Source organism: Arthrobacter sp. NPDC080082, from assembly GCF_040686595.1.
Taxonomy (GTDB): Bacteria; Actinomycetota; Actinomycetes; order Actinomycetales; family Micrococcaceae; genus Arthrobacter.
This window is the reverse complement of the sequence record NZ_JBFBKQ010000001.1, coordinates 784,598-809,754: the sequence shown is the minus strand read 5'-3', so window position 1 is coordinate 809,754 and position 25,157 is coordinate 784,598. Positions and strand designations below refer to the sequence as shown.

The following is a 25,157-nucleotide window of genomic DNA, read 5'->3' as shown; positions in this document are numbered from 1 at the left end:
GCAGTTGGTCATCTGATCCATCTTAGCCAGCCGGCGGTGACCCCGGACCGCGGGCGCCCGCGGTCCGGGCCCGGGCCGGGGCGGGGGCCGGCTACATCCGTGCCAGGCGGGCGCGGACGGCCATAAAGATGCCGTAGCAGATCAGTCCGGCGCCGACGGCGGCGAGCATGTACATGCCCAGCGGCTGATCGCGCAGGGCCTTGAGGCCGCCGTCGAGCCCGGTCGATTCGTCCGGGTCCGCCTTGATAGTGGCGATCACGATCAGCATCCCGGTCAGCAGCAGCGCCACGCCCTTGGCCGCGTAGCCGGCGATGCCGGTGATTTTCACGGCCAGGGAGGCGTGCTCGTTGGCGGGCATGCGCAGGTACTTCACGAAGGACTTCCGGAAGCCTCGGATGGCGTAGACGACGCCGGTGACGGCGACGGCGACGCCGATCAGGATCAGCAGCAGGGTCCCGCCGGGGGTGGCCATCAGGTGCAGGGTCAGGTCGCTGGTGGATTGGCGGTGGTCGGCGTGCGCGCCCATGGCCACCGACGCGAGGGTCAGCGCGAAGCCGGTGTAGACGACGGCCTGCAGGGCGGCCTTGAGCTTCTTGGCGACCTTCTTCTTCGTCTCCAGGTGCTCGAAGTCGAACACCGCGTCGCTGGTCTGCCAGATCGCCAGCGCCACGCACGCGGTGAAGGCGCTCCAGAGCAGGTACGGTCCGACGGGCTGCTGGGCCATCTCGGCCACCGCGCCGCTGACGTCCGCCTGGCCCTGGCCGCCCATCGCGAGCCGGATCGCGACCAGGCCGATCAGGAAGTGCAGCAGCCCGGAGACGGCGAACCCGGCGCGGGCCGCGATTTCGAGCGGCCGGGAGTTGGTGACATCCTCCGCAACTTCTGCCGCGTCTTTCAATTCCATGCTGCTGGTCCGTTCTTGCACTGTTGAGCTTTGCCGTAATCCTGCCATGCGGACGGCCCCCGCGGCCGCAGGCGATGGGCCCGGATCAGCGGCGCCGGTAGCTGAGGTCGAAGATCAGCCGGCCGGCCTCGTGGGCCTTGTTCTCGAAGCTGGTCAGGATCCGGCCGTCGAACCGCGGCGCCCAGCCGCCGACGTCGTCGACGCCCTCGTTGGGGCCGGTGTGCTCGGTGCTGACCGGGGCCCGGCCCTCCTTGACCGGGGCGCCGCCCACCACGGACTCCACACCGGATTCCCAGACCTGGGTCAGCGGGCTCTCCGGGCCGCTGCGTTCGCCCTCGTGCAGGTTTTCGAAGTCGGTGGCGCCGGCCATGACCTCCCGGACGTGCACGGCGTAGTTGGACCAGTCAGTGGCGATCCGGAAGATACCGCCAGGCTTCAGCGCCCGGGCGGCGAGTTCCGCGAACGCCGGCTGGATCAGGCGGCGCTTGTGGTGCCGCGACTTGTGCCACGGGTCCGGGAAGAAGACCCAGAGCTCGGTGACGGAGCCGGCCGGCAGCATGCTGGCCAGGACCTCGGGAGCGTTGGCCTCCACCACGCGGACGTTGGTCAGGCCGCGGCTGTTGATCTTGATCAGGGTGTTTGCCAGGCCGGGGGTGTAGACCTCCACGGCCAGGAAGTCGGTGCCCGGGTTCTGTTCGGCCGCGTGGCAGACCGCGTCGCCCAGGCCGGAGCCGATCTCCACGATCAGAGGAGCCTTGCGGCCGAACTCTTCCTCGGCGTCGAAGACGTACTCCGGGTGGACGGAGGTGTTGGCGACGTGCCGGGGCACGTCCACGGCCCAGCGGTCCGAATGCTCATCCCAGGCGGCCTGGCGTCGGCCCTGCAACCGGGTGCCGCGGCGCACGAAGCTCACCGGGCGGCCGCCGTAGGTGCCGAAGGAGGCCTGGCTGCCGGGGGTCACCGGGCGCGGGGAAGGCGCCGGCTGCGGGGATTCTGGGGATTCACTCATCCCCTCCAGAATAGTGGAGCCCCGCAGCGGCGCCGGGTCCCGGTCAGGCGGTGAGGTCCTTGCCCTTGGTCTCCGGGATGGTGAAGACGAACAGGGCCGAGACTGCCAGCAGCGCCACGGCGTAGACGTTGAACAGCTGCGGGGACTGCAGGCTGGTGCCCAGCCACTGCTGCAGGTACGGGGCGGTGCCGCCGAAGAGTGCCACGCAGATCGAGTAGGGCACGCCCACGCCCACCGTGCGGATGCTGGTGGGGAACAGTTCGGCGTAGACGGCCGGGACGATCGCGGCGCTCGCGGCGATGAAGATCAGCATCACGGACATGCTGACGGCCAGCTGCCAGGCGGAATCCTTCAGCAGGGCGGTCATCGGGAAGTGCAGCAGGCCTGCGCCGATCGCGCCGGACCAGAGCACCTTCTTGCGGCCGATCCGGTCCGCGAGCTTGCCCCAGAACGGCAGCGCGGCGATGAAGACAATGTTGCCCACGACGCCGGCCCAGAGCGCCTCGCCGCGGTCGATCTTCAGGGCGGTGGTGGCGTAGCTGGGGGCGACGACGCCCCAGATGTAGTAGATGACCGTCAGGCCCACGGTCAGGCCGATGACCTGCAGCGCCTGCTTCCGGTGGCGGACGATTTGCGGCCAGATCGCGGCCTTCTTCTCGGCCAGCGCCTCACCGGCGAAGACGTCGGTCTCGTGCAGCCGGGACCGCATGATCAGTGCGTACAGGCCCATCGCGGCGCCGATCAGGAACGGGATCCGCCAGCCCCAGGCATTCATCGCCTCGGTGGAGAGAGCCATGTTCAGGACCGCGCCCAGCAGGGTTCCGAACAGGATGCCGACCGTGCCGGAGGTGTAGATCAGGGTGGCCCAGAAGCCGCGGTGTTCCTTCGGGGCCATCTCCGATAGGTAGGTCTGGGAGGAGGGCAGCTCGCCGCCGTGCGCCAGGCCCTGGACCAGCCGGGCAACCAGCAGCATCAGGGACGCAAAGGCGCCCACCGCCGCGAAGGTCGGGGCGATGCCGATCATCAGGCTGCCCACCGAGGCCAGGCCCACGGCGAGGGTCATGGATGCCTTGCGGCCGATCCGGTCGCCGATCCAGCCGAAGAGGAAGCCCCCGAAGGGCCGGGCGACGAAGCCGACGGCGAAGATCGCCAGGGTGGAGAGCACCGCCGAGGCGGGGTCAGATTTGCTGAAGAGTTGGCTGGCGATGAACGGGGTAAACGTGGCGTAGATGGCCCAGTCGTACCATTCGACGGCGTTGCCAATGCCGGTGCCGATCAAGGTCTTGCGGGTGGATGTCCGGGGAGCCGTCGGCTGGGACACGGTTGCTGTCATGGGAATCTCCGGGTGGTTCTGGGTGGGGGTGCTGCTGGACGGGGGTGCCGGTTAGGAGCGGCCGGCGGGGACTGCGGCCGCCGTGGCTGTGGCGGTCGAGAGGGTGGCGAGCCGGGACAGGGCGAGTTCGGCGTAGAGCGCGGCGCCGTCGGCCAGGACGGCGTCGTCGAACGTGGCGTACGGGGAGTGGTTGAACGCCGACGTCGTGTGGTCGCCGCCGTGCGGGACGGCGGAGAGGCCGATGAAGGTCCCGGGGACCTCGGCCAGGACGCGGGAGAAGTCCTCGGAGCCGCTCAGCGGCGTGGCCCAGCGGGCCAGCCGGCCGTCGCCGAAGAGGTCCCCGATGACGTTTTCCGCGGTGCGGGTCTCGTCCTCGTCGGTGATGGTGAGCGGGTATTCCTGCTGGTAGTCGACGTCGACGTCGAGCCCGTGGGCCGTCGCGATGCCGCGCAGGAGGCGGGGGACGGCGTCCATCATCTTCTGCCGGGACTCCTCGGAGAAGGTCCGCACGGTCGCCTCGATCCGGGCGGATTCGGGGATGATGTTCCGCTTGGTGCCGGCCTGGAGTACGCCCACGGAGAGGACCACCGGGTCGAACATGTTGAACTGGCGGGTGACCATGACCTGCAGGGCCGTGACCATCTCCGCGGCGACCGTGACCGGATCCTTGGCCGCATGCGGGGCCGAGCCGTGGCCGCCGGCGCCCAGCACGGTGACGGTGAGCCCGTCGGAGGAGCTGAGCATCACACCGGGCTTGGTGCAGAAGGTGCCGTGCGGTTCCAGTGCGGAGAACACGTGCATGCCGTAGGCGGCATCCACGCGCCGGCCCGGGGCGTCAAGGACGCCCTCGCGGATCATGTAGCTGGCCCCGTCGAAGCCCTCCTCGCCGGGCTGGAACATGAGGACGACGTCGCCGGCCAGACGGTGGCGCTGTTCCGCGAGCAGGGTGGCGGCGCCTGCGAGCATGGAGGTATGCAGGTCGTGGCCGCAGGCGTGCATGGCCCCGTCCACGGTGGAGGTGTAGTCGACGCCGGTCTTCTCCTGGACCGGGAGGCCGTCCATGTCGGCGCGCAGGAGCACGGCGGGCCGGCTGGCGGCATCGCTACCCTGGCCGCGGAGAACCGCGGTGACGGAGTTGGTGTCCGTGCCCAGGGTGATCTCGTACCCCAGCCCGTCGAGCTGCTGCAGGACCTTCTCCTGGGTGCGGGGCAGGTCCAGGCCGATCTCCGGCTCGCGGTGCAGGGCGTGGCGGAAACGGGCGAGCTCCGGCTGGAGCTCCCGGGCGTCGTCGGTAATGGTCACAAACTCTCCTGGCGGTTGATTGGGGTGGTGCGTTCGGGTCTATTCTGGAGTGACCTGCGCCACATGGGCCTAAAGGGCTGGAAATATGCACACCTAGCCGTGAAACGCAGAATTCATGCAGGAGAGGGGAGTGGGCCGTGGAGCTGAGCGAGGATGACCTGGCGCTGATTAACGTGCTGCAGATGGCGCCGCGGCTGGGCTGGGGCGACGCCGCGGAGATCCTGGGCGTCCACGCCACCACGCTGGCAGCACGCTGGGACCGGCTGCGGGCCTCCGGGGTTTCGTGGATCACAGCCCACCTGATCGGTGACCCGCACCAGATGTGCCTGGCCTTCATCGCCGTCGACTGCGAGATGCACCGCCGCGACGAGGTCACCGCGCAACTGGCCCTGATGCCGGAGGTGGTGACCGTCGAGGAGGCCGCCAGCAAGCGCAACCTGATGCTGACGGTCATCACCCGGTCCCTGGACGATCTGAGCGACCAGGTGATGTCCCGGCTGAAGGAGATCGAGGGCCTGACCAAGTACGAGACCGCGCTCTGTACCCGGCTGCATTCCAGCGGCGGCGCCTGGCGGCTCAACGTGCTGGACCGGGCACAGCAGGCGGCCGTACGGACCCTTGCCGGCGCCGACGGCGGGACCGCGGCAGCGGCGGCCGCAGCCGCTTCCGCGCGGGAACTGCCGGAAAGCCACCTGGCCCTGCTGCCGTTCCTGGCCCGGGACGGGCGGGCCACGGCCGCGGAGATCGCACGGAGCCTGGGCCGCCACCCGGCCACCGTCCAGCGGCAGCTGAACCGGGTGCTGGCCAGCGGCATGCTGTCCTTCCGCTGCGAGGTGGCCCAGCGCTATTCGTCCTTCCCGGTCACGTGCCAGTGGTTCGTCAACGTCCCCGCCGGCCAGCACGAGGCCGCGGCGGCGGAGCTGAAGACCATGCGCAACGTCCGCCTGAGCGCCTCCACCACCGGGCCCACCAACTTCGTGATCATCATGTGGCTGCAGTCCCTGGCCGACGTGATGACGGTCGAACTCGCGCTGCAGCAGAAGGTACCGGGCATCGACCTGGTCGAAAGCGTGGTGATGCTGCGGACCGTCAAGCGGGTGGGGTGGATGCTCGACGCCGACTCCCGGGCCAGCGGCGCCGTCGTCGTCCCCGCCCAGGGGCTCGCGCCGTAGGCTTCAGGTATGTCGAACGCCGCCAGCCCGCGAACTCGCCCCGATCCAGGGGCGGGGGCAGGCGGCATCTTCCAGCGCCGGTACGTCCTAGTGACCCTCGGCGCCTGCGCGCTGGTGTTCCTGGCGGCCTTTGAATCGCTGGCGGTGACCACCATCATGCCGCTGGTCAGCCGCGAACTCGACGGCGCCGGCCTCTACGCCCTGGCCTTCGCCGGGCCGCTGGCCACCGGTGTGATCGGCATGGTGGCCTCCGGCAGCTGGGCCGACCGCAGGGGGCCGGTGGCACCGCTGCTCTCCGCCGTCGGCATGTTCGTGGTGGGACTGCTGATTGCCGGGACCGCCCCCTCCATGCCGGTCCTGGTCGCCGGGCGGCTGGTGCAGGGACTCGGTGGCGGCGGCCTCACCGTGGCGCTGTATGTCGTGGTGGCCCGGGTCTACCCGCCGCCGCTGCACCCGAAGATCTTCGCCGCGTTCTCCGCGGCCTGGGTGGTCCCCTCGCTGGTGGGCCCGTTCACCGCCGGGCTGGTGGCGGAGGTGGCGGGCTGGCCGTGGGTCTTCCTGGGGGTGGTGGGCCTGGTGGTGCCGGCGCTGCTGCTGACCGCCCCGGCGTTGCGAGCGCTGCCGAAAAACGAGCCTGCCCCTGATGAAGCGGCCGCACCGGCGGACCCGGCGGGCCAGACGGAACCCGCTGCGACGGAACCTGCCGCGGCGGACCAGGCAGACCGCCAGCCCTCCCGCGTCCCCGGGGCGCTGGCCAAGCTGGGCCTGGCCGCGCTCGCCGCCGCCGCGGTCCTGGGCTTGAACCTCTCATCGACCCTCCCGGGGATCGGCGGCCTGCTGGCCGGAGCCGCCGTCGCCGTCGCGCTGCTGGCCGTCCGCCCGCTGATGCCACGTGGCACCCTGACCGCCCGGCGCGGGCTCCCCAGCGTCATCCTCACCCGCGGGCTGGCCTCCGCGGCGTTCTTCGGCGCCGAGGTGTACCTGCCGTACCTGCTGGTGGAGCGGTACGCATTCGCGCCTACCTTTGCCGGGCTGACCCTGACCGCCGGTGCCGTGGCATGGGCCTCCGCGTCCGCGGTGCAGGGCCGGCTGGGCCCGCGGCTGGAACACCGCCGCGCCATCCGGATCGGGGCGGCGATGGTACTCGCCGCCGTCGTCCTCGCCCTGGCCACCACCGTCCTCGGCTGGCCTGCCGCCGTCGCGATCGCCGGCTGGGTGTTCGCCGGCGCGGGCATGGGCCTGATGTACGCGCGGCTCAGCGTCATGACACTGGCCCTCTCCACCCGCGAGAGCGAGGGCTTCAACAGCTCCGCGATGTCCATCTCGGACTCCCTCGGCGGCGCGCTTTCGCTGGCCACCACGGGCATCATCTTCGCGGCGTTCACGACGGCGGGAGCCGGCCCTGCCGGCGCCGCCGCACCGTTCGCCGGGGTCTTCGCGCTCACCGCCGCGATCGGCGTCGCGGGCGTCCTGGTGGCGCCGCGCGTCGCCCGCCGCGGCGCACCCAACTAACTGGCAGTTGAAGCCGTTTTGAGCCGCGAAAACGGCCTTAGCTGCGAGTCAAATGGGATGGGACCTACGGGAGGGTCGGGACCGGCCGGAAACGGGAGGAGGGTCCCGGATGATAGACTGGGTGAACTTGATGTGCAGTGATGCCCACTCCTGATCCGGCTGGAAAGCCTCGGCAGACCGCCGGATCGCCCGCGTATTCCTCGGAATGTCCCCGCGGGAGTGGGTTTTTTCATGTGAGAGGCACATCCTGCGTCGATGAACGCGTTCCATTTGGTCCCGGCAATGAGCGGCTACCCGCAGACGGCCCGGTCGACCACCTGACTTTTCTTCGGCGAACCCCTGGTCCAACCGGCGCCGGGGGCCGATATCCGCACGGATACCGCCTGAAAGACCTTTGATACCTATGACTACTTTTGCTGCCCTCGGCACGCCCAAGGCCCTTGCCGACACCCTGACCGCCCAGGGAATCACCGAGCCGTTCCCCATCCAGGTCAAGACCCTCCCGGACACCCTGGCCGGACGCGACGTCCTGGGCCGCGGCCGCACCGGCTCCGGCAAGACCATCGCCTTCGCCATCCCGCTGGTGGCCCGTCTCGCCGAGCGCGAGGCCGCGCACTTCCGCAAGCCCGGCCGCCCGATGGCCCTGGTCCTGGCCCCCACCCGCGAGCTGGCCACCCAGATCAACGCCACGGTGGAGCCGCTGGCCAAGGCCGTCGGCCTGAACACCACCGTGATCTACGGCGGCATCTCCCAGGCCCGCCAGGAAAAGGCCCTCCGCGCCGGCGTCGACATCGTCATCGCCTGCCCCGGCCGCCTGGAGGACCTGATCCGCCAGCGCATCCTGACCCTCGAGTCGGTCGAGATCACCGTCCTCGACGAGGCGGACCACATGGCCGACCTCGGCTTCCTCCCGGTGGTCAAGAAGCTCATGGACATGACCCCCGCCCAGGGCCAGCGCCTGCTCTTCTCCGCCACCCTGGACAACGGCGTGGACAAGATTGTCCAGCGCTACCTCTCCAACCCGCTGACCCACTCCGTGGACGACCCGCAGGCCGCGGTCACCACCATGGAGCACCACGTCCTGGTGGTCAACGACCAGACCGTGAAGAAGCAGCTGATCGTGGAGCTCGCCTCCGGCGCCGGCCGCCGCGTGCTGTTCATGCGCACCAAGCACCACGCCCGCAAGCTGGCCAAGACCCTGACCGACGCCGGCATCCCCGCCGTCGATCTGCACGGCAACCTGTCGCAGAACGCCCGTGACCGCAACCTCGCCGAGTTCTCCTCCGGCGACGTCCGCGTCCTGGTCGCCACCGACGTCGCCGCCCGCGGCGTGCACGTCGACGACGTCGAACTCGTCATCCACGTGGACCCGCCCACCGAGCACAAGGCCTACCTGCACCGCTCGGGCCGTACCGCCCGCGCCGGTTCCGACGGCACCGTGGTGACGCTGACCCTGCCGGAGCAGCAGTCCGACGTGAAGAAGCTCATGAAGGCCGCCGGCGTGGACGTCAGCTTCGAGCGCGTCACCGCCAGCTCGCCGATCGTGGCCGAGCTCGTCGGCGACATCGCCGAGAAGGTCGACCCCCGCACCCGTGCCGCGCTGCTGGCCGCCAAGGCTCCGCAGCAGGGCGGCGGCACCTCCACCGGTGCCAACGCCGAGCGCAAGCGGGCCCGCCGCCAGGCAGCCCCCACCGCCGGTGGCCGCGGCGGCCGCGGCGGACGCGGCAAGGTGTCCGCCGAGGCTCCGCGCACCGACCTGCCGCGTGCCGAGCGCCGCGCCGTGGCCTACGAGGGCCAGGCCGCTGCCCGCAGCGCCGCCGAGCGCATCGCCGAGCAGAACCAGGACCGGTCCGACGCCGAGCGTTCCGAGCGCCGCAATGCCCGGGGCCGTGGCCGTGCCACCGCTTACGCGCACCACAACGATGTTCCGTCCGCCGGGGGGCGTGCGTCGGCTGGCCGTGGGTCTGACTTCCGTGGGTCCGACGGCCGTGGAGCCGAGGGCCGGAATGACTCCCGCGGCGCGGCACCCCGTGGCGGATCGGCCGCGGGCCGGGGCGGCGCCCCGCGTACCGGCGGCTCCGCCGGCGGCCAGCGCAGCGGACGTCCGGCCACCGGCCAGCGTGCCGCGGCAGGCGCCAAGTCGGGCGGTCGCTCCGGCGGCGGTTCGGCTCCGGTCTGGTCCTCCAACACGGGCGGCACGTCCGGCGGTTCCTACGCGGGCGGCGGCAACGGCCGCTCCGGCGAAGGCCGTCCGGCCCGCAGCGGCGGTCCCCGCCGCGCGTCGGCCCCGGCGTCGAACGACCGCCGCAGCCGCTAGGGTTTTCCGCTACGCAAAGTAGCTGGCGAAGCGCAAAATGCCGGTCGCTATGGGTATTCCCGCAGCGACCGGCATTATGCGCAGCGCAAGTCTCAGGGCCTAGCGCCAGCTACCAGCCGCGGGCGCGCCACTCCTCAAGGTGCGGGCGTTCCGCGCCCAGGGTGGTCGGCTTGCCGTGACCCGGGTGCACGACCGTGTCGTCCGGGTAGACATCGAACAGCCGCGCGGAGACATCGTCCAGCAGCTGGGTGAAGCGTTCCGGATCCTTATCCGTGTTGCCCACCCCGCCCGGGAACAGCGAGTCGCCGGAGAAGATGTGCGCGGGCCCTGCCGGGTCCTGGTACACCAGCGCCACCGAACCCGGGGTGTGGCCGCGCAAGTGCACCGCCGTCACGTCGAACCCGTCGAAGTTGCCGACGTCGCCGTGATCCAGCAGCACGTCCACCGGCACCGGCAGCGCGGGGGCGTCGTCGGTTCCGGCGGCGGTCTTCGCGCCGGTCGCCTTGACCACCTCGGGCAGCGCACGGACGTGGTCCCAGTGCTGGTGCGTGGTGGCGATCAGCGCCAGCTTCGGCGTCGCCTCGGTGTCCGCGGCGGCGTCGGCCAGCAGCGCCTCGATGGCGGCCGCATCATCGGCCGCATCGATCAGGAGCTGCGCGCCGGAAGCCTTCGCGGTGATCAGGTACACGTTGTTGTCCATCTCGCTGACCGAAATCCTGCGGATAGTGACGTCGCGGAGCGAATGAATGAGTGAGTCCATGGGCATCAGTCTAGGACCGCCTATTCCCGGCCCTCGGACACCCAGCCCGGGTTCGCTGCGCGGGAGCCGACGACGGCGTCCGCCGCTGTGTTGAGCCGGTCGAGTTGCGCCGGGCTCAGCTCCAGGGACAGTGCGCCGAGGTTTTCATCGATCCGGGCGGCCTTGCGGGTGCCGGGGATCGGGACGACGGGCAGGCCCAGCGCCTCGCCCCGGGCCAGCAGCCAAGCCAGGGCAACCTGCGCCGGCGTGGCGGGACCGTTGGCGGTCTGCAGCTCGGCGGCGACCTCGCGGACCGTGGCCACCACGGCCTGGTTGGCGTCCACTGCATCCGCGGCGAAGCGGGGGATGTTGCGGCGGAAGTCGTTGCTGCCCAGCTTCGAGGCATCCACGGTGCCGGTCAGGAAGCCCCGGCCCAGCGGCGAATAGGGCACGAAGCCGACACCCAGTTCGGCGGCCGCGGGCACCACGTTGCGCTCCACGTCCCGGCTCCAGATGGACCATTCGCTCTGGACGGCGGCGATCGGGTGCACGGCGTGGGCCTCCCGGAGTTCCGCCGCCGTCACCTCGGACAGGCCCAGGTGCTTGACCTTTCCGGCCTTGACCAGCTCCGCCATGGCCTCCACGGTTTCCACAATCGGAACGCGGAGGTCACGGCGGTGCATGTAATACAGGTCGATGCTGTCGGTGCCGAGGCGGGACAGGCTGCGGTCCACGGCCTCGCGGACGTAGGCGGCGTCGCCCCGGATGTCCGTGTAGCCCTCCGCCGGGTTCCCCACCAGGCCGAACTTCGTGGCCAACTGCACCTCGGAGCGCCGGTCCTTGAGCAATTGGGCGAAGAGTTCTTCATTGCTGCCGCCGCCGTAAATGTCCGCGGTGTCCAGGAAGGTCACCCCGGCGTCGACGGCATGGTGCAGGGTGGCCAGCGCCTCGGCCGGGTCAACCTCGCCGTAAACCGGGGTCAGGGCCATTCCGCCGAAACCCAAGGGGCTGACGCTGAGGCTGTCGCCGAGCTGAACTGTGGCTGTCATCTGGAGTCTCCTGTCATTGCCGGAACCGCTGTCCCAGCCAAGAACCTCCCGCCCGGTCCCGGTATTCCGGGCGGGTTCCCGGGGGTTGCCAGCGTTCGTCCGGGCCCGGCAGCAAGCCTGCGTGCGATTCTCCCCGGTTACCTCCCGGACCCGGGCCCGCGACACGGCGTGTCCGGCCGGATCGGCGGTTGCCGGTGGGACTAACCGGGCGGGAGCGTACGGGACGACGGCTCGGAAACGGGCGGTTCGGAGTCCTCCGGCCCGCCCGGCAGCAGTTTCAGCCCCGCCGCGCAGCCGACGATCCCCGCTATGAACAGCAGTTTCAGCGGGTTGGCGGCTTCGACGCCGGTGGCCATCGCCCAGCCCACGGTCAGGGCGGCGCCGATTCCTACCCACACGGCATACGCAGTGCCAAGCGGGATGCGCCGCACGGCCATGCCCAGTCCGGCCATGCTCAATGCCGCGGCCACGGCGAAGATCAGGGTAGGCACGGGACGGCTGAACCCGTCGGAGAGACCCAGAGCCGTGGCCCACACCGCCTCGAGGACGGCGGAGCCGAGCAGGATCAGCCAGGAAACACCCGATCCGCGAGTGCCGGCGCGCATTACGCCACCAGCTTCAGGCCGGCCACGCACGCCACGATCCCGCCGAGCAGCATGATCCGGGCGGCGCTGGCGGGTTCAACACGGGTGGCCATCGCATAAGCGGAGGTAAGGACGACGCCGACTCCCACCCAGACGGCGTAGGCGGTCCCGGTGGGTATGGTCTGCATGGCGATCGCGAGTCCGCCGGTGCTTGCGAGGACGGAGACCAGGAACAGTGCGCCCGGCAGGAGTCGGCGGCGGCCGGTGGCCTGCGACGTGCGGTGCAACGCGGCGGCCCACACGGCTTCTAGGGATCCGGCGGCAATGAGGATGATCCACGACATGACAACAATCCTTTGGCCAGTCTTGTCGCGTGCCGGGTACTGAACCGTCGTCCGGAGGCCGGGGATCCGGCCTTGCCTTCAGCCTAGCAAAAGCCGGGGGCTAGGCCTCCGGCTGGGATCAATCAGTCGACAGGGTCGATCGAGACGACGGCAAGGAAGCCGCGGCCCAGGATCTCGGGCGTCGCCGTGTCAGAGCCGACGACGGCGTCGTACCGGCCCAGCGCCTCGCCGTCCGCCGTCGCCTGGCCCTGCAGCAGGATGCCGAACTGCCCCTCGAAGACCGGGTGTGCCCGTTTCTTGGACAGTTCGATGATGGAGGTGAAGCCCTTGAAGGCGCCCCGCCGGCAGATGACATTCAGGTCCCGAATGTCGCCGGTGGGCAGGGCACCGGCCGCGTCGGCGTCGCCGGAGAACCGGAACGGGCGGTACTTTTCCAGCGGGTGCTCGGCGCCGTCGACCGTGAGGAACAGCAGGTCGCCGTTCACCACGGTGAGGACCCGCTCCATCCCGGGGAACGCGGAAAAGTCTCCGGCCTTGCCGACCTCCGCGATGCTTACCCGCCAGTCCCAGCCGCCGTCGGCCGCGTCGAGCGGGAAGCGGGCCAGTTCACGGGTGGTGCCACCGCCGTTGCGCCAGGGGGCGGGTTTGAGGTCGGCGTAACGGATGATGTCCATGGGATCAGCCTAGCCGCGGCGCCGATGCCCGGGCCCGGGACTTGCTAACGTCGAAGCAACGTCGAATTCAGTCCAGCGTCGTCTCACTGGGCACAGCACAGCGGTTGGGAGCCGGAATGTTCGTCAAGGTATGCGGTCTGAGCACCAGCGAGGCCGTCCGGGCCGCCGTCGACGCCGGGGCGGACGCGGTGGGCTTCGTCCTGACCGCCAGCCCCCGTCAGGTGGCGCCGGACCGGGTCCGCGAACTGCTGCCCGGCGTGCCGTCAGGGGTTCCCGCGGTGGGCGTCTTCCGGCACGAACGGGCGGCCGACGCCGTCGCCGCGGCACGGGACGCCGGGCTGGACTGGGTCCAGCTGCACGGCGACCGGACCCGGGAGGACGTCCGGGTGGTCCACGACGCCGGGATGAGGCTGATCCGGGCGATCACGATGTCCGCGGCACCGGAAGCCTTCGCCGACTGGGGCGAGGACCTGCTGCTGGTCGACGCCGCCGTGCCCGGCTCCGGCGAGGCCTGGGACTATGCCTCGGTCCGCGCCCGTGGGCTGGGGGACCGGCACTGGCTGCTGGCCGGCGGCCTGGACCCGGCGAACGTGGCAGACGCTGCCGCGGCGGCCGGTGCGTGGGGCGTGGACGTCTCCTCCGGCGTCGAGGTTTCCCGTGGGGTCAAGGACCCGGCCCGGGTCACGGCCTTCGTCACCGCCGCCAAGGGGCACTGACCGCCGCCCCGGGGGCCACCCAAGGCGCGGTCACCGCGTGATGGTGAAGGTGTCCGTGAAGCTGCCCTCGGCCGGGACCAGTGCGGCGGTCAGCGCGTCCTCTCCCACGGACACCTTCAGCGTGCCGTAGGTGGGCTTGACGTTCTTGCCGGACCACTCCGCGAAGTAGCCGGCCTCGGGATCTTCCTCGCGGACGTCGTGCAGCCCCACCCCGCCGATCCCGACGCCGGCAAACACCGTCCCGCGGCCCTGGTTGAGCGTGCCGCCGGTGCCACCCAGGCACTGTTTCGAGAATTCATCCGGGACCAGGGCGGGGCAGTCCGGACTGTAGCCCAGTTGGTGCGTGCGCTGGTACAGGTGCTGATGGCCGGTGAGGACCAGGTCCACCTTCTTCTCGATCAGCAGGTTGTTGAAGTCCGCGCCGGGCTGGCAGGAGTAGGCGCCCAGGTTGAAACACGGGGTGTGCATGCCCACCACCGTCCAGGGGATGTTCCGTTCCTTCGCCCCGTCCAGCGCGTCCGCGGTCCACTTCCAGCGCTCGCTGTCGCGGCCGTAGTCCAGGGTTTTGCCGTCCCGGAACCTGATCCCGGGGGAGACCATGACGATGCGGACCAGTGGGTTCTCTTGGGGCACGTCGGCGTACCACTGCGTGCCGTACTCACCCACCAGCCCGGGCAGCCGGTTCGGCAGGCACTGGGCGAAGGTGGCGATGTCGCCGTCGTGCCCGTCGCTCTCGTGGTTGCCGGTGACGAGTTCATAGGGGAAGCCGGTGCCCAGGACGCCGGTGACCATGTCGCAGAACTGCTGTTCGAGGCCGGCCTGGTAGCTGAAGTCGCCCAGCGCCAGATTCAGTGCCGGCTTGATCTTCGCGACCGCTTCGAGCACCTTGCGGGCCTTGGAGCCGAAGCCGATGTCCCCCTGGGCGGTGAACACGACGGGCGCCTGCGCCGGGGTGGAGCGGGGCGCCTTGGTCCCGGATGCCGTCCCCGACGGCGTGCCGGACGACGGCGGCTGCGGGCTCCCGCCGGTGCATCCGGTGAGCAGCGTGAGCGCCAGCACGGCGGAGAGTGCGGCCACGGGCGATCTTCGGCGGCTCCGTGCCAGCCACGAACCCATGCGTTCCGCCCTTCCGCAGGCTGTTTCCGGGCAACGGCCCGGCCTACGCCTAGGGTAAACCGGGGCACGCGTCCCCGGACAGTGCCCGGCGCCGGGGTCCTCACCGGGGCCACGGATTCAGGGGCGGTTCAGGGCCTTCCCCGAGGACAGATCCACCGCCGACGGGGGAGAATGGTGCCATGAAGACTCTGCTCAACATCATCTGGCTGCTGTTCGGGGGACTGTGGCTCGCGCTGGGCTACTTCGCGGCCGGCGTCGTCTGCTGCCTGCTGATCGTCACCATCCCCTGGGGCCTGGCCTCCTTCCGGATCGCGTCCTACGCCCTGTGGCCCTTCGGCCGCGCCGTGGTGGACCGGCCCGGCGGCGGCGGTGCCCTGTCCCTGCTGGGCAACGTCATCTGGCTGCTGGTGGCCGGCATCTGGATCGCCGTGGGCCACGTGGTGACCGCGTTCGCCATGGCCGTGACCATCGTCGGGATCCCGCTGGCCATCGCCAACCTCAAGCTGATCCCGGTGTCCCTGATGCCGTTGGGCAAGCAGATCGTCACGACGGACCGGCCGTTCGCCGGCGTCTACCGCTAGGAAACAGGCTCAACCGTCGCCGGAACGCGGAGGGAGAGGGCAATGCTGGAGAACGCAGAATCCACCGGTGCGGAGGCCGTGCCGGAACAGGACGAGCTCACGCTGGTAATCACCCGCGAATTCCAGGTGCCCGCCCGTGCAGTCTGGGCGGCGCTGGTCGATCCGGACCAGGCGGCCCTCTGGTGGGGGCCGCGGGGCTTCCGGGCACTGCGCGAAACCATCGACGCGGACCTGGAAATCGGCACCCCGTACCGGGCCTGTCTCCTCGAGGACGCGACCGGCCAGGAACACTGGTTCAGCGGTGTCCTGACCGATCTCGAGCCGCCCACACTGTTCGTCTTCACCCATGCCTGGGAGAAGGTGGACGGCACCCGCGGCTTCGAGACCGAGGGTGCCTTCCGGCTTGAGGAGATCGATGGCGGCACCCGCCTGGTCTTCACCCAGGGCCCCTTCGACACCGCCGACCACCGGGACACCCACGGCTCCGGCTGGCGCGAATCCTTCGACCGTCTCGCCGAACACCTCCGCCGCACAGCCTGCGGGTCCGGGGACCGGTGAGGCGGCCCGGAGCCTAAGCCAGTTCGCCCGCGAGGTTCCGCCGCGCGGTGTCTTCCCAGAGGGACCGCCCGCGCCCGGTGTGGAAGAGCGGCTCCTGTGTCAGCAGTTGCCGGACGACGGCGGCGCGGCCGGCGGCGAAGTCGGCGTCGCCGATGTGCGCGAAGTCCTTCCGCACGGCCGCGAGGTAGCGGGCGTACTCTGCGGGGTCGCTCCCGAGGATGGAGAGGTCGGCGTCGCTGAGGAGGGCCGCGGCGTCGTCGCCCGGCTCGGGCCGGTGGTCCGCCGTCATCCGTACCAGCCGACCCACCTCCTCCGCCTCGCCGTCGGGCAGGCCGGTGTGGGCCAGCCGTTCCTCGGCCAGGCGCGCGGACTCCTCCTCGTCCTCGCCCGCGATCCCGTGGTAAACCGCGTCATGGAACCAGGCCGCCAGGCGCACCGTCCGGGACGGCAGCCCGGGAGCGGCCAGCCGGTCCAGCGCCTCCAGCACTTCGAGCAGGTGGGTGCGGCCGTGGTAGCTCCGGTGCTCCTCACCCCACCGGTCCAGGAGGTCCAGGAAGAGCGCCTCGTGGCCGGGCAGGGTCTCGTTCCAGCGCGTCAGGAGCGGCAGCTTCAGTGAGCCGTTGCGCCGCCGGGCGGGAATCCGGAGCCCGCTGGCGATCAGCTTGCGCACCAGGACCCGGCCCTCCACCGGGATGGCCCCGGCGGCAACCAGTGCGTCGAAGCGGGCCTCGGCGACGTCGTAGTGGTCGCCGTCGAACGCCCGCTCCGGGACTCCCGCCGCCCCCGCGAACGCGTGCAGCTCCTCAAGGGAGCTGTCGGACACCAGGTGCGAGAAGACGGTGCCGTGGGCGGGCCAGAGCGGGGGATCGATGTAGATGGCCATTCCGGCAGTTTACGAGGCGGCCGGCAGGATGTTCTGGTTGCCGCGGAAGACGTTCTCCGGATCGAACTCGCGTTTCACCCGGGCCAGCCGCCCGTAGTTCTCCTCGCCAAAGGCGGCACGGACCCGGTCCCGGCCCTCGTCACCGACGAAGTTCAGCCAGACTCCGCCGTTGGCGTAGGGCGCGATGTCCCGGCGGAACTGCTTGACCCAGGCCTTGGCCTCCTCCGCGGCCGCCGCCGACGCCTCCATGCCGTACGGGTGTGTGACCCACTGGGCGCCGCGGTTCTGCAGCGGGGTCTGCGCCGCTGCGGGGCCGGCCACGGCGCCGCCCCACCGGGCCAAGAGGTGCTGGGAGTGGGGTCCGGGAAGGTGGCTCGCCGCATCCACGATCACGTCCAGCGCGGCGTCGGGCAACGCGTCGTGGTACTCGGCGCTCCAGTAGTGGTAGAGGTCGGGCGGGTCATCGATCATGCACTGGAAGGCGGTGTAGTCCATGTCGCCCACCAGGTCGACGGCGGGCCCCAGCGCACGGAACGGGGCGGCCTCCTCGACCCCGGCAGCCGGGTCGCCGGCGTAGAGGTAGGCCAGGCCGACGGCGGGCTTGCCCACCATATCTTCGGGAACGAAGGGTTCCGGCGGTGCGGTGAGGAAGACCAGTGCGGTGCCGACGGCGTCCGGTGCCTTCAGGGAGATGTCACGGTAGGCGCGGGCCAGGTCGGGTGCGTCCTCGCCACGGAACAGCATGATGCCGGCATGCACGGTAGGGCCCAGTTCGTGCAGCCCGAAGGTGAAGCCGGTGGCCACGCCGAAGTTGCCACCGCCCCCGTGCAGGGCCCAGAACAGCTCGGGATTCTCGGCGGCGCTCGCCGTGACGCGGTCTCCGTCCGCGGTGACCAGGTCCACCGATTGCAGGTTGTCGCAGGCGAAGCCGTAGGAACGCTCCAGCCATCCCGATCCGCCGCCCAGGGTGAAGCCGGCCACGCCCGTGGTGGAGGCCCGTCCGCCGGTGCTGGCCAGCCCGTGCTCCTGGGTGGCCCGGTCGAATTCGCCCCAGGTGACCCCGGCGCCGACCGTGACGGTGCGGTTGTCCGGGTCCACCGTGATGGACTTCATCGGCCGGACGTCCACCACCAGTCCGCCCTCTTTCGTGGACATTCCCGCCACCGAGTGCCCGCCGGCCCGGACAGCGACGTCGAGCCTGTTGGCGCGGGCGTGCGCGAGGGCCTCGGCCACGTCCGCGGCGCCGGCGCATCGGGCGATGACGGCCGGGCGCCGGTCGATCATGGCGTTGAAGAGTTTACGCGTTTCGTCGTAGGCCGTGTCCTCCGGCCGGACCCATTCCATGGCTGTGCTCCTAGCCGACCGGGGCCCACCCCACCCTCCCATGGTAGGCCGGATGGTCCGGCGGAACCATGGTCAGGCGGGCGCCCGCGGCGCCTGCAGGAAAGGCTCAGATACGGTCCTAACGGGTCACCACATCCGCATCTGCGGACTATAGTGGCGCCATGCCTACTTTTCGCGTCTCCGAAGCGGCCCGGTTCCTCGGGGTCAGCGACGATACCGTCCGCCGCTGGACCGAGAGCGGAACCCTGACCCCGCACCGGGACGACTCTGGCCGGCTGGTGGTGGACGGGCTGGAGCTCGCCGGCGTGGCCCGGGACCAGTCAAAGCTCCCCGAGGATCCGTCCCGCGGCGGCAGTTCCGCCCGCAACCGGTTCGTCGGTCTGGTCACCGGCATCACCGCTGACACGGTCATGGCGCAGGTGGAGCTGCAGTGCGGACCGTTCCGGGTGGTGTCGCTGATGAGCAGCGAGGCCGTCCGGGACCTCGGGCTGGAACTCGGCTCCGTCGCCACCGCCGTCGTCAAAGCCACCACGGTGATCATCGAGAGCCCGCACGGAAGCGGCCCGCACGGCGGCGGCCCGAACGGGAAGACCCAGGCATGAGCCGCCGTGCCGCGGCTCTTCTCGCCGCCGCTGTCCTGGCCGCCGGGACCGCCGCCTGCGGCAGCGGAGGCAGCGCGGGGGAGGGGAAGACCCTCACCGTCTTCGCCGCGGCCTCCCTCAAGGCTCCCTTCACGGCGCTAGCCCAGAGCTTCGAGGCCAGCCACCCCGGCACCAAGGTCACGTTGAGCTTCGCCGGGTCCTCGGACCTCGCCACCCAGCTGAGCCAAGGCGCCCCGGCGGACGTCTTCGCCTCCGCCGACCCCGCGAACATGGCCAAGGTGACCGGCGCCGGGCTCGCCGACGGCAGCCCGCGGAACTTCGCCAGCAACACCCTCACCATCGCGGTGCCGCCGGCCAATCCGGCCGGCATCACGTCCTTCGCGGACCTGGCCAGGCCGGGCACCCGCGTGGTGGTCTGCGCACCGCAGGTCCCGTGCGGCGCGGCCGCAGTGGCCGTCGAGGGCAAGACCGGGGTGCGCCTGGCGCCGGTGAGCGAGGAATCCGCCGTCACCGACGTCCTCGGCAAGGTGGCGTCGGGGGAGGCCGACGCCGGACTGGTCTACGTCACGGACGTCCTGGGGTCGGCGGGCAAGGTCAAGGGCGTGCCCTTCCCGGAGGCCGCGTCCGCCGTCAACACCTATCCGATCGCGGCCCTGCGGGGCGGCCGTGAGAAGAACCTGGCGCAGGCCTTCCTCGACGAGGTCACCGGCGCCGAGGGCCAGAAGGTGCTGGCCGACGCCGGGTTCGGGCGTCCGTGAGGCGCCCGGGGGCGAGACGCCACGACTACAGCGGCATCCCACGCTGGGTGGCGGCGCTCGCCGTCGTCGCCGCCGCGTTCATCCTGCTGCCCCTGGCGGCCGTGGTGGCCCGTGTCGACTGGCCCAACTTCCTGCCGCTGGTGACCTCGGATGCCTCCCTGACGGCGCTGGGCCTGAGCCTGCGGACGGCGGCGGCGAGCACCGTCCTCTGCATCCTGCTGGGAGTGCCGCTGGCGCTGGTGCTGGCCCGCGGCGAGTTCCCCGGGCAGCGGCTGCTCCGGTCCTTCGTGCTGTTGCCCCTGGTGCTGCCGCCGGTGGTGGGCGGCATCGCCCTGCTGTACACCTTCGGCCGGCAGGGGCTGTTGGGCCGCGGTCTGGAGGTGGCGGGCATCCAGATTGCCTTCTCCACGACGGCGGTGGTCCTGGCGCAGACGTTCGTCGCCCTGCCGTTCCTGGTGGTCAGCCTGGAGGGGGCGCTGCGCGCCGGCGGCCAGCGCTACGAGGCGGTGGCCGCGACGCTTGGCGCCCGGCCCGGAACCATACTCCGGCGGGTCACGCTGCCGCTGGTGCTGCCGGGACTGGCCTCCGGGGCGGTCCTCTCCTTCGCCCGCAGCCTGGGCGAGTTTGGCGCCACCCTCACCTTCGCCGGCAGCCTCCAGGGCATCACCCGGACCCTTCCGCTGGAGATCTATCTGCAACGGGAGACCGATGCGGATGCCGCCGTGGCCCTGTCGCTGCTCCTGGTGGCCGTGGCCGTCATCGTCGTCGGGGTCAGCTACCGCGGGCCCGGTACGCCGTCCGCCGCTCCGTCCCGCAACGCGAACGCCGAGCCGGCGGAGGCGAGGCTATGACGTTCACCCTCGACGCCGTGGTCGCGGACCGGGGCCTGGACGTCTCGCTGAATCTGGGCGCTGCGGAGACCGTCGCCATCCTGGGTCCCAACGGCGCCGGAAAATCCACCCTGCTTTCCGTTATCGCCGGCCTGATCCGCCCGGACTCGGGCGCAGCCGCGCTCGACGGCCGGCCGCTGTTCCACCTCGGCGGCGGCCGCACGGTGTGGACCCCGCCGCACCGCCGCGGAACCGCGCTGCTTGCCCAGGAAGCCCTTCTTTTCCCACACCTGACCGCCCTGGACAACGTGGCCTTCGGCCCCCGCAGCGCCGGCGCCGGACGCGCCGCGGCCAGGGATGCGGCCGCCCGCTGGCTGGCCGAGGTCGAGGCCACGGACCTGGCCGGCCGCCGGCCCGGCGAACTCTCCGGCGGCCAGGCCCAGCGGGTGGCGGTGGCGCGCGCGCTCGCGGCCGACCCGGGCCTGCTGCTGCTGGACGAGCCGATGGCCGCCCTGGATGTCCACGCCGCGCCCCTGCTGCGGCGCCTGCTGAAACGGGTCCTGACCGGCCGCCGCGCCATCATCGTCACCCACGACGTCCTGGACGCCTACATGCTCGCGGACACGGTCGTGGTGCTCGAGGCAGGCCGGATCGTGGAGCAGGGGCCCACCCGCGAGGTGCTCACGCGGCCACGGAGCAGGTTCGCCGCCGGACTGGCCGGGCTCAACCTCATCCCCGGCACCGTGACGGCCGCCGGACTGCTGCCGGACCCGGCCGGCGGAGGGCCGGGAGGCCCGGGTGCCCAGGGTTCCCCGGTGACAGAGCTTGCTGGCCGGCACGAGGACACCCCGATCCCGGGCCAGGCAGGCGTGGCGGCGTTCCCGCCGTCGGCCGTCTCCGTCTTCCCGGACCAGCCGCACGGCAGCCCGCGCAACGCCTTCGCCGTCACCGTCACGGACCTGGAGCCGCACGGTGACCAGATCAGGGTCAGGGCGGGCGACCTCGCCGCGGACATCACCCCCGCCGCGTCGGCGGACCTGTCCCTGGCGCCGGGGGTGCGGGCCTACTTCGTGGTCAAGGCGGCGGCGGTCTCGATCTATCCGGCCTAGGGTGGAGGGAGCCCCACCCGCAACCAGGAGGAATACCGTGCAGCACTCTGAAACAGGCCAAGGACAGACCGCGCTGGTGGTCGGCGCCAGCGGGATCGCCGGATCGGCCCTGGTCGACCTCCTCGCCGGCACCGGCTGGGACGTCCTGGCCCTGACCCGCAGCGGTGCCGTCCTCCCCGGTGCCCGCTCCATCGCGGCGGACCTCGGCTCCCCGGAAAGCCTTGCCGCGGCCATGGGCGGCGAGCGGCCCACCCACGTGTTCTTCACCGCCTGGTCCAGGCAGGACACGGAACAGGACAACATCCGAGTCAACACCGCGCTGCTGGGGAACCTGCTGGGCGCCGTCTCCCACAGTCCCGTCCGCCACGTTGCCCTCATGACCGGCCTGAAGCACTACCTCGGCCCGTTCGAGGCCTACGGCGAGGGCGAGATGCCGGACACGCCGTTCCACGAGGAGGAGCCCCGGCTGCCTGTCGCCAACTTCTACTACAACCAGGAGGACGAGCTCTGGACCGCCGCGGAGCGGCAGGGCTTCACCTGGTCCGTGCACCGGGCCCACACCGTGATCGGCCACGCCGTGGGCAACGCGATGAACATGGGCCTCACCCTCGCCGTGCAGGCCTCGCTCTGCAAGGAACTCGGCAGGCCGTTCATCTTCCCGGGCTCCGAAACGCAGTGGAACAGCCTGACGGACATGACGGACAGCGGCCTGCTGGCCGAGCACATGGTCTGGGCGGCGACCGACGACGGCGCGGCGAACCAGGCGTACAACGTGGTCAACGGCGACGTCTTCCGCTGGCGCTGGATGTGGCCGCGGCTGGCCGCCTACTTCGGCGTCGAACCCGTCGGCTTCGAGGGCGCACCCCGGCCGCTGGAAATCCAGATGCAGGGCATGGAGCAGACCTGGGCGGACCTCGCGGCCCGGAACGTCCTTGCGGAGCCGGACCTGGGCCGGGTCTCGTCCTGGTGGCACACCGACGGCGACCTCGGCCGCAATATCGAGGTGCTGGCGGATATGAGTAAGAGCCGGGTGGCCGGGTTCACCGGGTACCGCCGCACCCTCGACTCGTTCACGGATCTGTTCGACAGGTTCCGGGCGGACCGGCTGATTCCCTAGCGGGCGCGGACCGGGTGCTGGCTGACGATCGAGACCCGGTTGAAGGCGTTCATGGCGATTGCCAGCCAGCTGATCGCGGAGAACTCCGCCTCGCTCAGCTGCTGCCGGGCCGCCCAGCCCTCGTGTTCCCGGGCCGCCTGGTCCGAAATGTCGGTGATCGCCTCGGCGAGGGTCAGGGCGGCCCGCTCCTTGGCGCTGAACAGATCCGTGTCCCGCCAGGCCGGCAGGACCGCCAGGCGCTGAGCGGTTTCACCGTTCTTGACGGCGTCGTGGACGTGCAGGTCCAGGCAGAACGCACAGCCGTTGATCTGCGAGATCCGCACGTTCAACAGTTCGATCAGCGCCTGGTCCAGGCCGGCCTCGGTCGCGGCCTCCTTGGCCTTCAGGCCCAGGCCGTTGAGGGCCCGCCACGCGGCGGGGTGCTCCTTGTCCAGAAACAGGCGGCCGGGGGAACTGTTGCGATCGCCGTGCTCTGCGGCGGAAGTCTCTTTCATGACCCCAGCGTACCGACACGCCAGACGGACCCGCAGAGCAGCATGTGACAACTTTGTCATATGTGTGACACACTCTGTGTGTAGCACTTATCCGATCCGGTCGTCGGTTCCTTGGGGGAACCGACAGCCGGATCGTTTGCTATGCGGGGGTGGACGGGGATACGCCAGTCTGCGGGGCGCCCGCCGAACCGGCCCTGACCAGTGACGCCCCGGCCGCCACGAGGTCCTTGCCGGTGCTGGCGACCGTGATCCCGGCGAAGTTCTCCGCGTAGGCACCCAGGTCCTCGTGGAGGGAGCCGACGACGGCGTGGACCGGGGTGGCGCCGCTCCGGGCCAGGATGGCGGCGATGATCTTGCCCTGCCCGGTCTGGGAGTCCAGCCGGCCCTCGCCGACCACCACCGCCTCGCTGGCGGCGGCCAGGGCGTCGAAGCCGAGCAGGTCAAGGACATGGTCCGCGCCGGAGACCAGCCGGGCCCCGTACCGCGCCCACATTCCGCCAGAGAATCCCCCGGCGGCGCCCGTGCGGTCCACGGCCCGCGGGTCGCGGCCCAGGTCCCGGGAGAACCGGTCCGCCAGGGCCTCGAGCCGCAGAGTCAACGTCTCCACGTCGGCCGGTCCGGCTCCCTTCTGGGGCCCGAAAACCCGGGCCGCGTCGCCGAAACGGGTGGTCACGTCGCTGAGGACCACCACCTCGGCGCCGTTGAGGCCGCCGCGGTCCTCGATCGCCGCGATGGCCCCGGCGCCGCCGTCGGTGGTGGCGGAGCCCCCGGCGGCCACCAGCAGGCGCCGCGCCCCGTGCCGGACGGCCTCGGCCATCATCACCCCGGTCCCGTACGTGCTGGCCCGGACGGGATCCCGGTCGCCGGCGGTGGGCAGGTTCAATCCGCTGGCGAACGCGAGTTCGACGACGGCGGTGCCGTCGGAGGCCAGCGCAAAGACCGTCTCGACGTCGTCGCCCCAGGGACCCACGGTGCGGACCCGGACCGGCCGGGCGTCCAGGCCGCGGGCCAGCACCTCGAAGGTTCCCTCGCCGCCGTCGGCCACCGGCAGCTCTACGGCGGTTCCTCCCGCTGAACGGATTCCGGCGGCGATGTGGGCGGCGACCTCGCCGGCGTCGAAGGTGCCCTTGAAGCTGTCCGGGGCGACGAGGATGGCCACGGCCCTAGAATCCGACCTGGTCACGGCCCTTGAGCTGCAGCATCTCACGGGCTTCGTCCGGGGTCGCCACCTCGAAGTTGAGCGCCTCCAGGATCGTGCGGATCCGGGTGACCTGCTCGGCGTTGGAGGCGGCGAGCTGGCCGGGGCCGATCCACAGCGAGTCCTCCAGGCCGACGCGGACGTGGGATCCCATGGCCGCGCCGATCGTGGCAAGCGGCATCTGGTTCTTGCCGGCGCCCAGGATGGACCACTGGTAGTCCTCGCCCAGGAGTCGGTCCGCAGTGCGGCGCATGTGCATCAGGTCCTCGGGGTGAGCCCCGATGCCGCCGAGCAGGCCGAAGACGGACTGCACGAACAGCGGTCCGCGGGCCAGCCCGCGGGCGTGGAAGTGGGCCAGGTTGTTCAGGTGCGAGATGTCGTAGCACTCGAATTCGAACCGGGTGCCGTTGTCGTTGCCGATGCCGAGGATGGTCTCGATGTCCTGGAAGGTGTTCTTGAAGACCAGGTCGCGGCTCTTCTCAAGACCCTCCCGTTCCCACTCGTGGCCGAACTCGGTGAAACGGTCCAGCATCGGGTAGAGGCCGAAGTTCATCGACCCCATGTTCAGCGAGGCGAGTTCCGGCTTAAACAGCGCGGCCGGCTGCATCCGCTCCTCCACGCTCATGTGGGGCGAGCCGCCGGTGGTGATGTTGATGACGGCGTCGGTGTTGCGCTTGAGCTTGTCCAGGATTGGCGCGAAGTGCTCCGGGTCCTGGGAGGGCCGGCCGTCCTTCGGGTCGCGGGCGTGCATGTGCACGATCGCGGCGCCGGCCGCCGCGGCGCCGATCGCGGCGTCGGCGATCTCGTCCGGGGTGACCGGCAGGTGCGGGGACATGGAGGGGGTGTGGATGGCGCCGGTGACGGCGCTGGTGATGATGACTTTGCGTGCAGCAGCCATGGGAATCGCTCCTT

Annotated in this window: 26 protein-coding genes and 1 riboswitch; of the genes, 11 read left to right on the top strand and 15 right to left on the bottom strand. The window is 71.0% G+C overall.

The window, feature by feature from the left end:
• Positions 1-91: 91 nt before the first annotated feature.
• The 4 genes from AB0O44_RS03815 to AB0O44_RS03800 form a co-directional block, all read right to left on the bottom strand.
• Complete coding sequence (locus tag AB0O44_RS03815; protein WP_290256491.1) at positions 92-898, bottom strand: DUF1206 domain-containing protein; 807 nt, start codon at positions 896-898, stop codon at positions 92-94.
• A 91-nt stretch (positions 899-989) separates the two neighbouring features.
• Complete coding sequence (gene trmB / locus AB0O44_RS03810) at positions 990-1,913, bottom strand: tRNA (guanosine(46)-N7)-methyltransferase TrmB (protein ID WP_364134386.1); 924 nt, start codon at positions 1,911-1,913, stop codon at positions 990-992.
• Between the two features lie 43 nt (positions 1,914-1,956).
• Positions 1,957-3,246 carry an MFS transporter gene (locus AB0O44_RS03805; RefSeq protein ID WP_364134383.1) on the bottom strand — a complete coding sequence of 430 codons (1,290 nt, stop codon included), beginning with the start codon at positions 3,244-3,246 and terminating at the stop codon, positions 1,957-1,959.
• A gap of 51 nt (positions 3,247-3,297) precedes the next feature.
• The gene (locus tag AB0O44_RS03800; protein ID WP_364134380.1) at positions 3,298-4,548 is read right to left on the bottom strand and encodes a M20 family metallopeptidase; all 1,251 of its coding nucleotides are present in this window, start codon (positions 4,546-4,548) and stop codon (positions 3,298-3,300) included.
• A 137-nt stretch (positions 4,549-4,685) separates the two neighbouring features.
• Between AB0O44_RS03800 and AB0O44_RS03795 the strand changes: the two genes are divergently transcribed.
• The 3 genes from AB0O44_RS03795 (at position 4,686) to AB0O44_RS03785 (ending at position 9,549) form a co-directional block, all read left to right on the top strand.
• Entirely contained in the window at positions 4,686-5,720 is a 1,035-nt protein-coding gene (locus tag AB0O44_RS03795; RefSeq protein ID WP_364134377.1) for an Lrp/AsnC family transcriptional regulator, read from the top strand.
• 9 nt (positions 5,721-5,729) lie between these two features.
• Positions 5,730-7,232 carry an MFS transporter gene (locus AB0O44_RS03790; protein WP_364134374.1) on the top strand — a complete coding sequence of 501 codons (1,503 nt, stop codon included), beginning with the start codon at positions 5,730-5,732 and terminating at the stop codon, positions 7,230-7,232.
• Positions 7,233-7,635: 403 nt separating this feature from the next.
• Positions 7,636-9,549, top strand: a complete 1,914-nt coding sequence (locus AB0O44_RS03785) for a DEAD/DEAH box helicase (RefSeq protein WP_364134371.1) — start codon at positions 7,636-7,638, stop codon at positions 9,547-9,549.
• A 109-nt stretch (positions 9,550-9,658) separates the two neighbouring features.
• Here the strand turns inward: AB0O44_RS03785 and AB0O44_RS03780 are convergent, their stop codons facing one another.
• The 5 genes from AB0O44_RS03780 to AB0O44_RS03760 all read right to left on the bottom strand — a co-directional run bounded on the left by AB0O44_RS03780 (position 9,659) and on the right by AB0O44_RS03760 (position 12,939).
• Positions 9,659-10,309 (bottom strand): MBL fold metallo-hydrolase, encoded by a 651-nt coding sequence (locus AB0O44_RS03780; RefSeq protein ID WP_364134368.1) that lies wholly within the window; start codon positions 10,307-10,309, stop codon positions 9,659-9,661.
• A 20-nt stretch (positions 10,310-10,329) separates the two neighbouring features.
• Positions 10,330-11,337 carry an aldo/keto reductase gene (locus AB0O44_RS03775; RefSeq protein ID WP_364134365.1) on the bottom strand — a complete coding sequence of 336 codons (1,008 nt, stop codon included), beginning with the start codon at positions 11,335-11,337 and terminating at the stop codon, positions 10,330-10,332.
• A gap of 200 nt (positions 11,338-11,537) precedes the next feature.
• Positions 11,538-11,942 carry a multidrug efflux SMR transporter gene (locus AB0O44_RS03770; protein ID WP_364134362.1) on the bottom strand — a complete coding sequence of 135 codons (405 nt, stop codon included), beginning with the start codon at positions 11,940-11,942 and terminating at the stop codon, positions 11,538-11,540.
• Complete coding sequence (locus tag AB0O44_RS03765; protein WP_364134359.1) at positions 11,942-12,265, bottom strand: SMR family transporter; 324 nt, start codon at positions 12,263-12,265, stop codon at positions 11,942-11,944. The genes AB0O44_RS03770 and AB0O44_RS03765 overlap by 1 nt, the downstream gene beginning before the upstream one ends.
• An 11-nt stretch (positions 12,266-12,276) precedes the next feature.
• A riboswitch (guanidine-III (ykkC-III) riboswitch) is annotated at positions 12,277-12,341 on the bottom strand.
• A 46-nt stretch (positions 12,342-12,387) separates the two neighbouring features.
• Positions 12,388-12,939: a HutD family protein gene (locus AB0O44_RS03760; RefSeq protein ID WP_290256358.1), complete on the bottom strand. Its 552-nt coding sequence runs from the start codon at positions 12,937-12,939 to the stop codon at positions 12,388-12,390.
• A gap of 116 nt (positions 12,940-13,055) precedes the next feature.
• Here AB0O44_RS03760 and AB0O44_RS03755 point away from each other — a divergent pair, with 116 nt between their 5' ends.
• Positions 13,056-13,655, top strand: a complete 600-nt coding sequence (locus AB0O44_RS03755; protein ID WP_364134355.1) for a phosphoribosylanthranilate isomerase — start codon at positions 13,056-13,058, stop codon at positions 13,653-13,655.
• Between the two features lie 30 nt (positions 13,656-13,685).
• Here AB0O44_RS03755 and AB0O44_RS03750 read toward each other — a convergent pair whose 3' ends face one another.
• Positions 13,686-14,732 carry a metallophosphoesterase gene (locus AB0O44_RS03750; protein WP_364134352.1) on the bottom strand — a complete coding sequence of 349 codons (1,047 nt, stop codon included), beginning with the start codon at positions 14,730-14,732 and terminating at the stop codon, positions 13,686-13,688.
• Between the two features lie 218 nt (positions 14,733-14,950).
• Here AB0O44_RS03750 and AB0O44_RS03745 point away from each other — a divergent pair, with 218 nt between their 5' ends.
• Positions 14,951-15,352 (top strand): YccF domain-containing protein, encoded by a 402-nt coding sequence (locus tag AB0O44_RS03745; protein ID WP_364134349.1) that lies wholly within the window; start codon positions 14,951-14,953, stop codon positions 15,350-15,352.
• Between the two features lie 42 nt (positions 15,353-15,394).
• On the top strand, positions 15,395-15,910 hold the full coding sequence (locus AB0O44_RS03740) for an SRPBCC domain-containing protein (RefSeq protein ID WP_364134346.1): 516 nt from the start codon (positions 15,395-15,397) through the stop codon (positions 15,908-15,910).
• Positions 15,911-15,923: 13 nt separating this feature from the next.
• Here the strand turns inward: AB0O44_RS03740 and AB0O44_RS03735 are convergent, their stop codons facing one another.
• Together AB0O44_RS03735 and AB0O44_RS03730 are read right to left on the bottom strand one after the other, a co-directional pair.
• Positions 15,924-16,793 (bottom strand): DUF4031 domain-containing protein, encoded by an 870-nt coding sequence (locus AB0O44_RS03735; protein WP_364134343.1) that lies wholly within the window; start codon positions 16,791-16,793, stop codon positions 15,924-15,926.
• Between the two features lie 9 nt (positions 16,794-16,802).
• Positions 16,803-18,137 (bottom strand): FAD-binding oxidoreductase, encoded by a 1,335-nt coding sequence (locus AB0O44_RS03730; RefSeq protein ID WP_364134341.1) that lies wholly within the window; start codon positions 18,135-18,137, stop codon positions 16,803-16,805.
• Between the two features lie 161 nt (positions 18,138-18,298).
• Here AB0O44_RS03730 and AB0O44_RS03725 point away from each other — a divergent pair, with 161 nt between their 5' ends.
• Genes AB0O44_RS03725 through AB0O44_RS03705 form a run of 5 tightly spaced genes read left to right on the top strand, consistent with a single transcriptional unit; the run spans position 18,299 to position 22,553 of the window.
• The gene (locus tag AB0O44_RS03725) at positions 18,299-18,739 is read left to right on the top strand and encodes a TOBE domain-containing protein (protein ID WP_364134338.1); all 441 of its coding nucleotides are present in this window, start codon (positions 18,299-18,301) and stop codon (positions 18,737-18,739) included.
• Positions 18,736-19,497 carry a molybdate ABC transporter substrate-binding protein gene (gene modA / locus AB0O44_RS03720; protein ID WP_364134335.1) on the top strand — a complete coding sequence of 254 codons (762 nt, stop codon included), beginning with the start codon at positions 18,736-18,738 and terminating at the stop codon, positions 19,495-19,497. The genes AB0O44_RS03725 and modA overlap by 4 nt, the downstream gene beginning before the upstream one ends.
• Positions 19,494-20,348, top strand: coding sequence for an ABC transporter permease (locus AB0O44_RS03715; RefSeq protein ID WP_364134333.1), 855 nt, complete (start codon positions 19,494-19,496; stop codon positions 20,346-20,348). Before modA ends, AB0O44_RS03715 begins: the two co-directional genes overlap by 4 nt.
• Complete coding sequence (locus AB0O44_RS03710) at positions 20,345-21,436, top strand: ABC transporter ATP-binding protein (protein ID WP_364134330.1); 1,092 nt, start codon at positions 20,345-20,347, stop codon at positions 21,434-21,436. Before AB0O44_RS03715 ends, AB0O44_RS03710 begins: the two co-directional genes overlap by 4 nt.
• A 37-nt stretch (positions 21,437-21,473) precedes the next feature.
• Positions 21,474-22,553: an SDR family oxidoreductase gene (locus AB0O44_RS03705; RefSeq protein ID WP_364134327.1), complete on the top strand. Its 1,080-nt coding sequence runs from the start codon at positions 21,474-21,476 to the stop codon at positions 22,551-22,553.
• Here AB0O44_RS03705 and AB0O44_RS03700 read toward each other — a convergent pair.
• The 3 genes from AB0O44_RS03700 to AB0O44_RS03690 all read right to left on the bottom strand — a co-directional run bounded on the left by AB0O44_RS03700 (position 22,550) and on the right by AB0O44_RS03690 (position 25,143).
• On the bottom strand, positions 22,550-23,047 hold the full coding sequence (locus AB0O44_RS03700; RefSeq protein WP_364134325.1) for a carboxymuconolactone decarboxylase family protein: 498 nt from the start codon (positions 23,045-23,047) through the stop codon (positions 22,550-22,552). The genes AB0O44_RS03705 and AB0O44_RS03700 overlap by 4 nt on opposite strands.
• Positions 23,048-23,186: 139 nt before the next feature.
• Positions 23,187-24,206 carry a glycerate kinase gene (locus AB0O44_RS03695; protein WP_364134323.1) on the bottom strand — a complete coding sequence of 340 codons (1,020 nt, stop codon included), beginning with the start codon at positions 24,204-24,206 and terminating at the stop codon, positions 23,187-23,189.
• Between the two features lie 4 nt (positions 24,207-24,210).
• Positions 24,211-25,143, bottom strand: a complete 933-nt coding sequence (locus AB0O44_RS03690) for a 3-keto-5-aminohexanoate cleavage protein (RefSeq protein ID WP_364134321.1) — start codon at positions 25,141-25,143, stop codon at positions 24,211-24,213.
• Between the last annotated feature and the right edge of the window lie 14 nt (positions 25,144-25,157).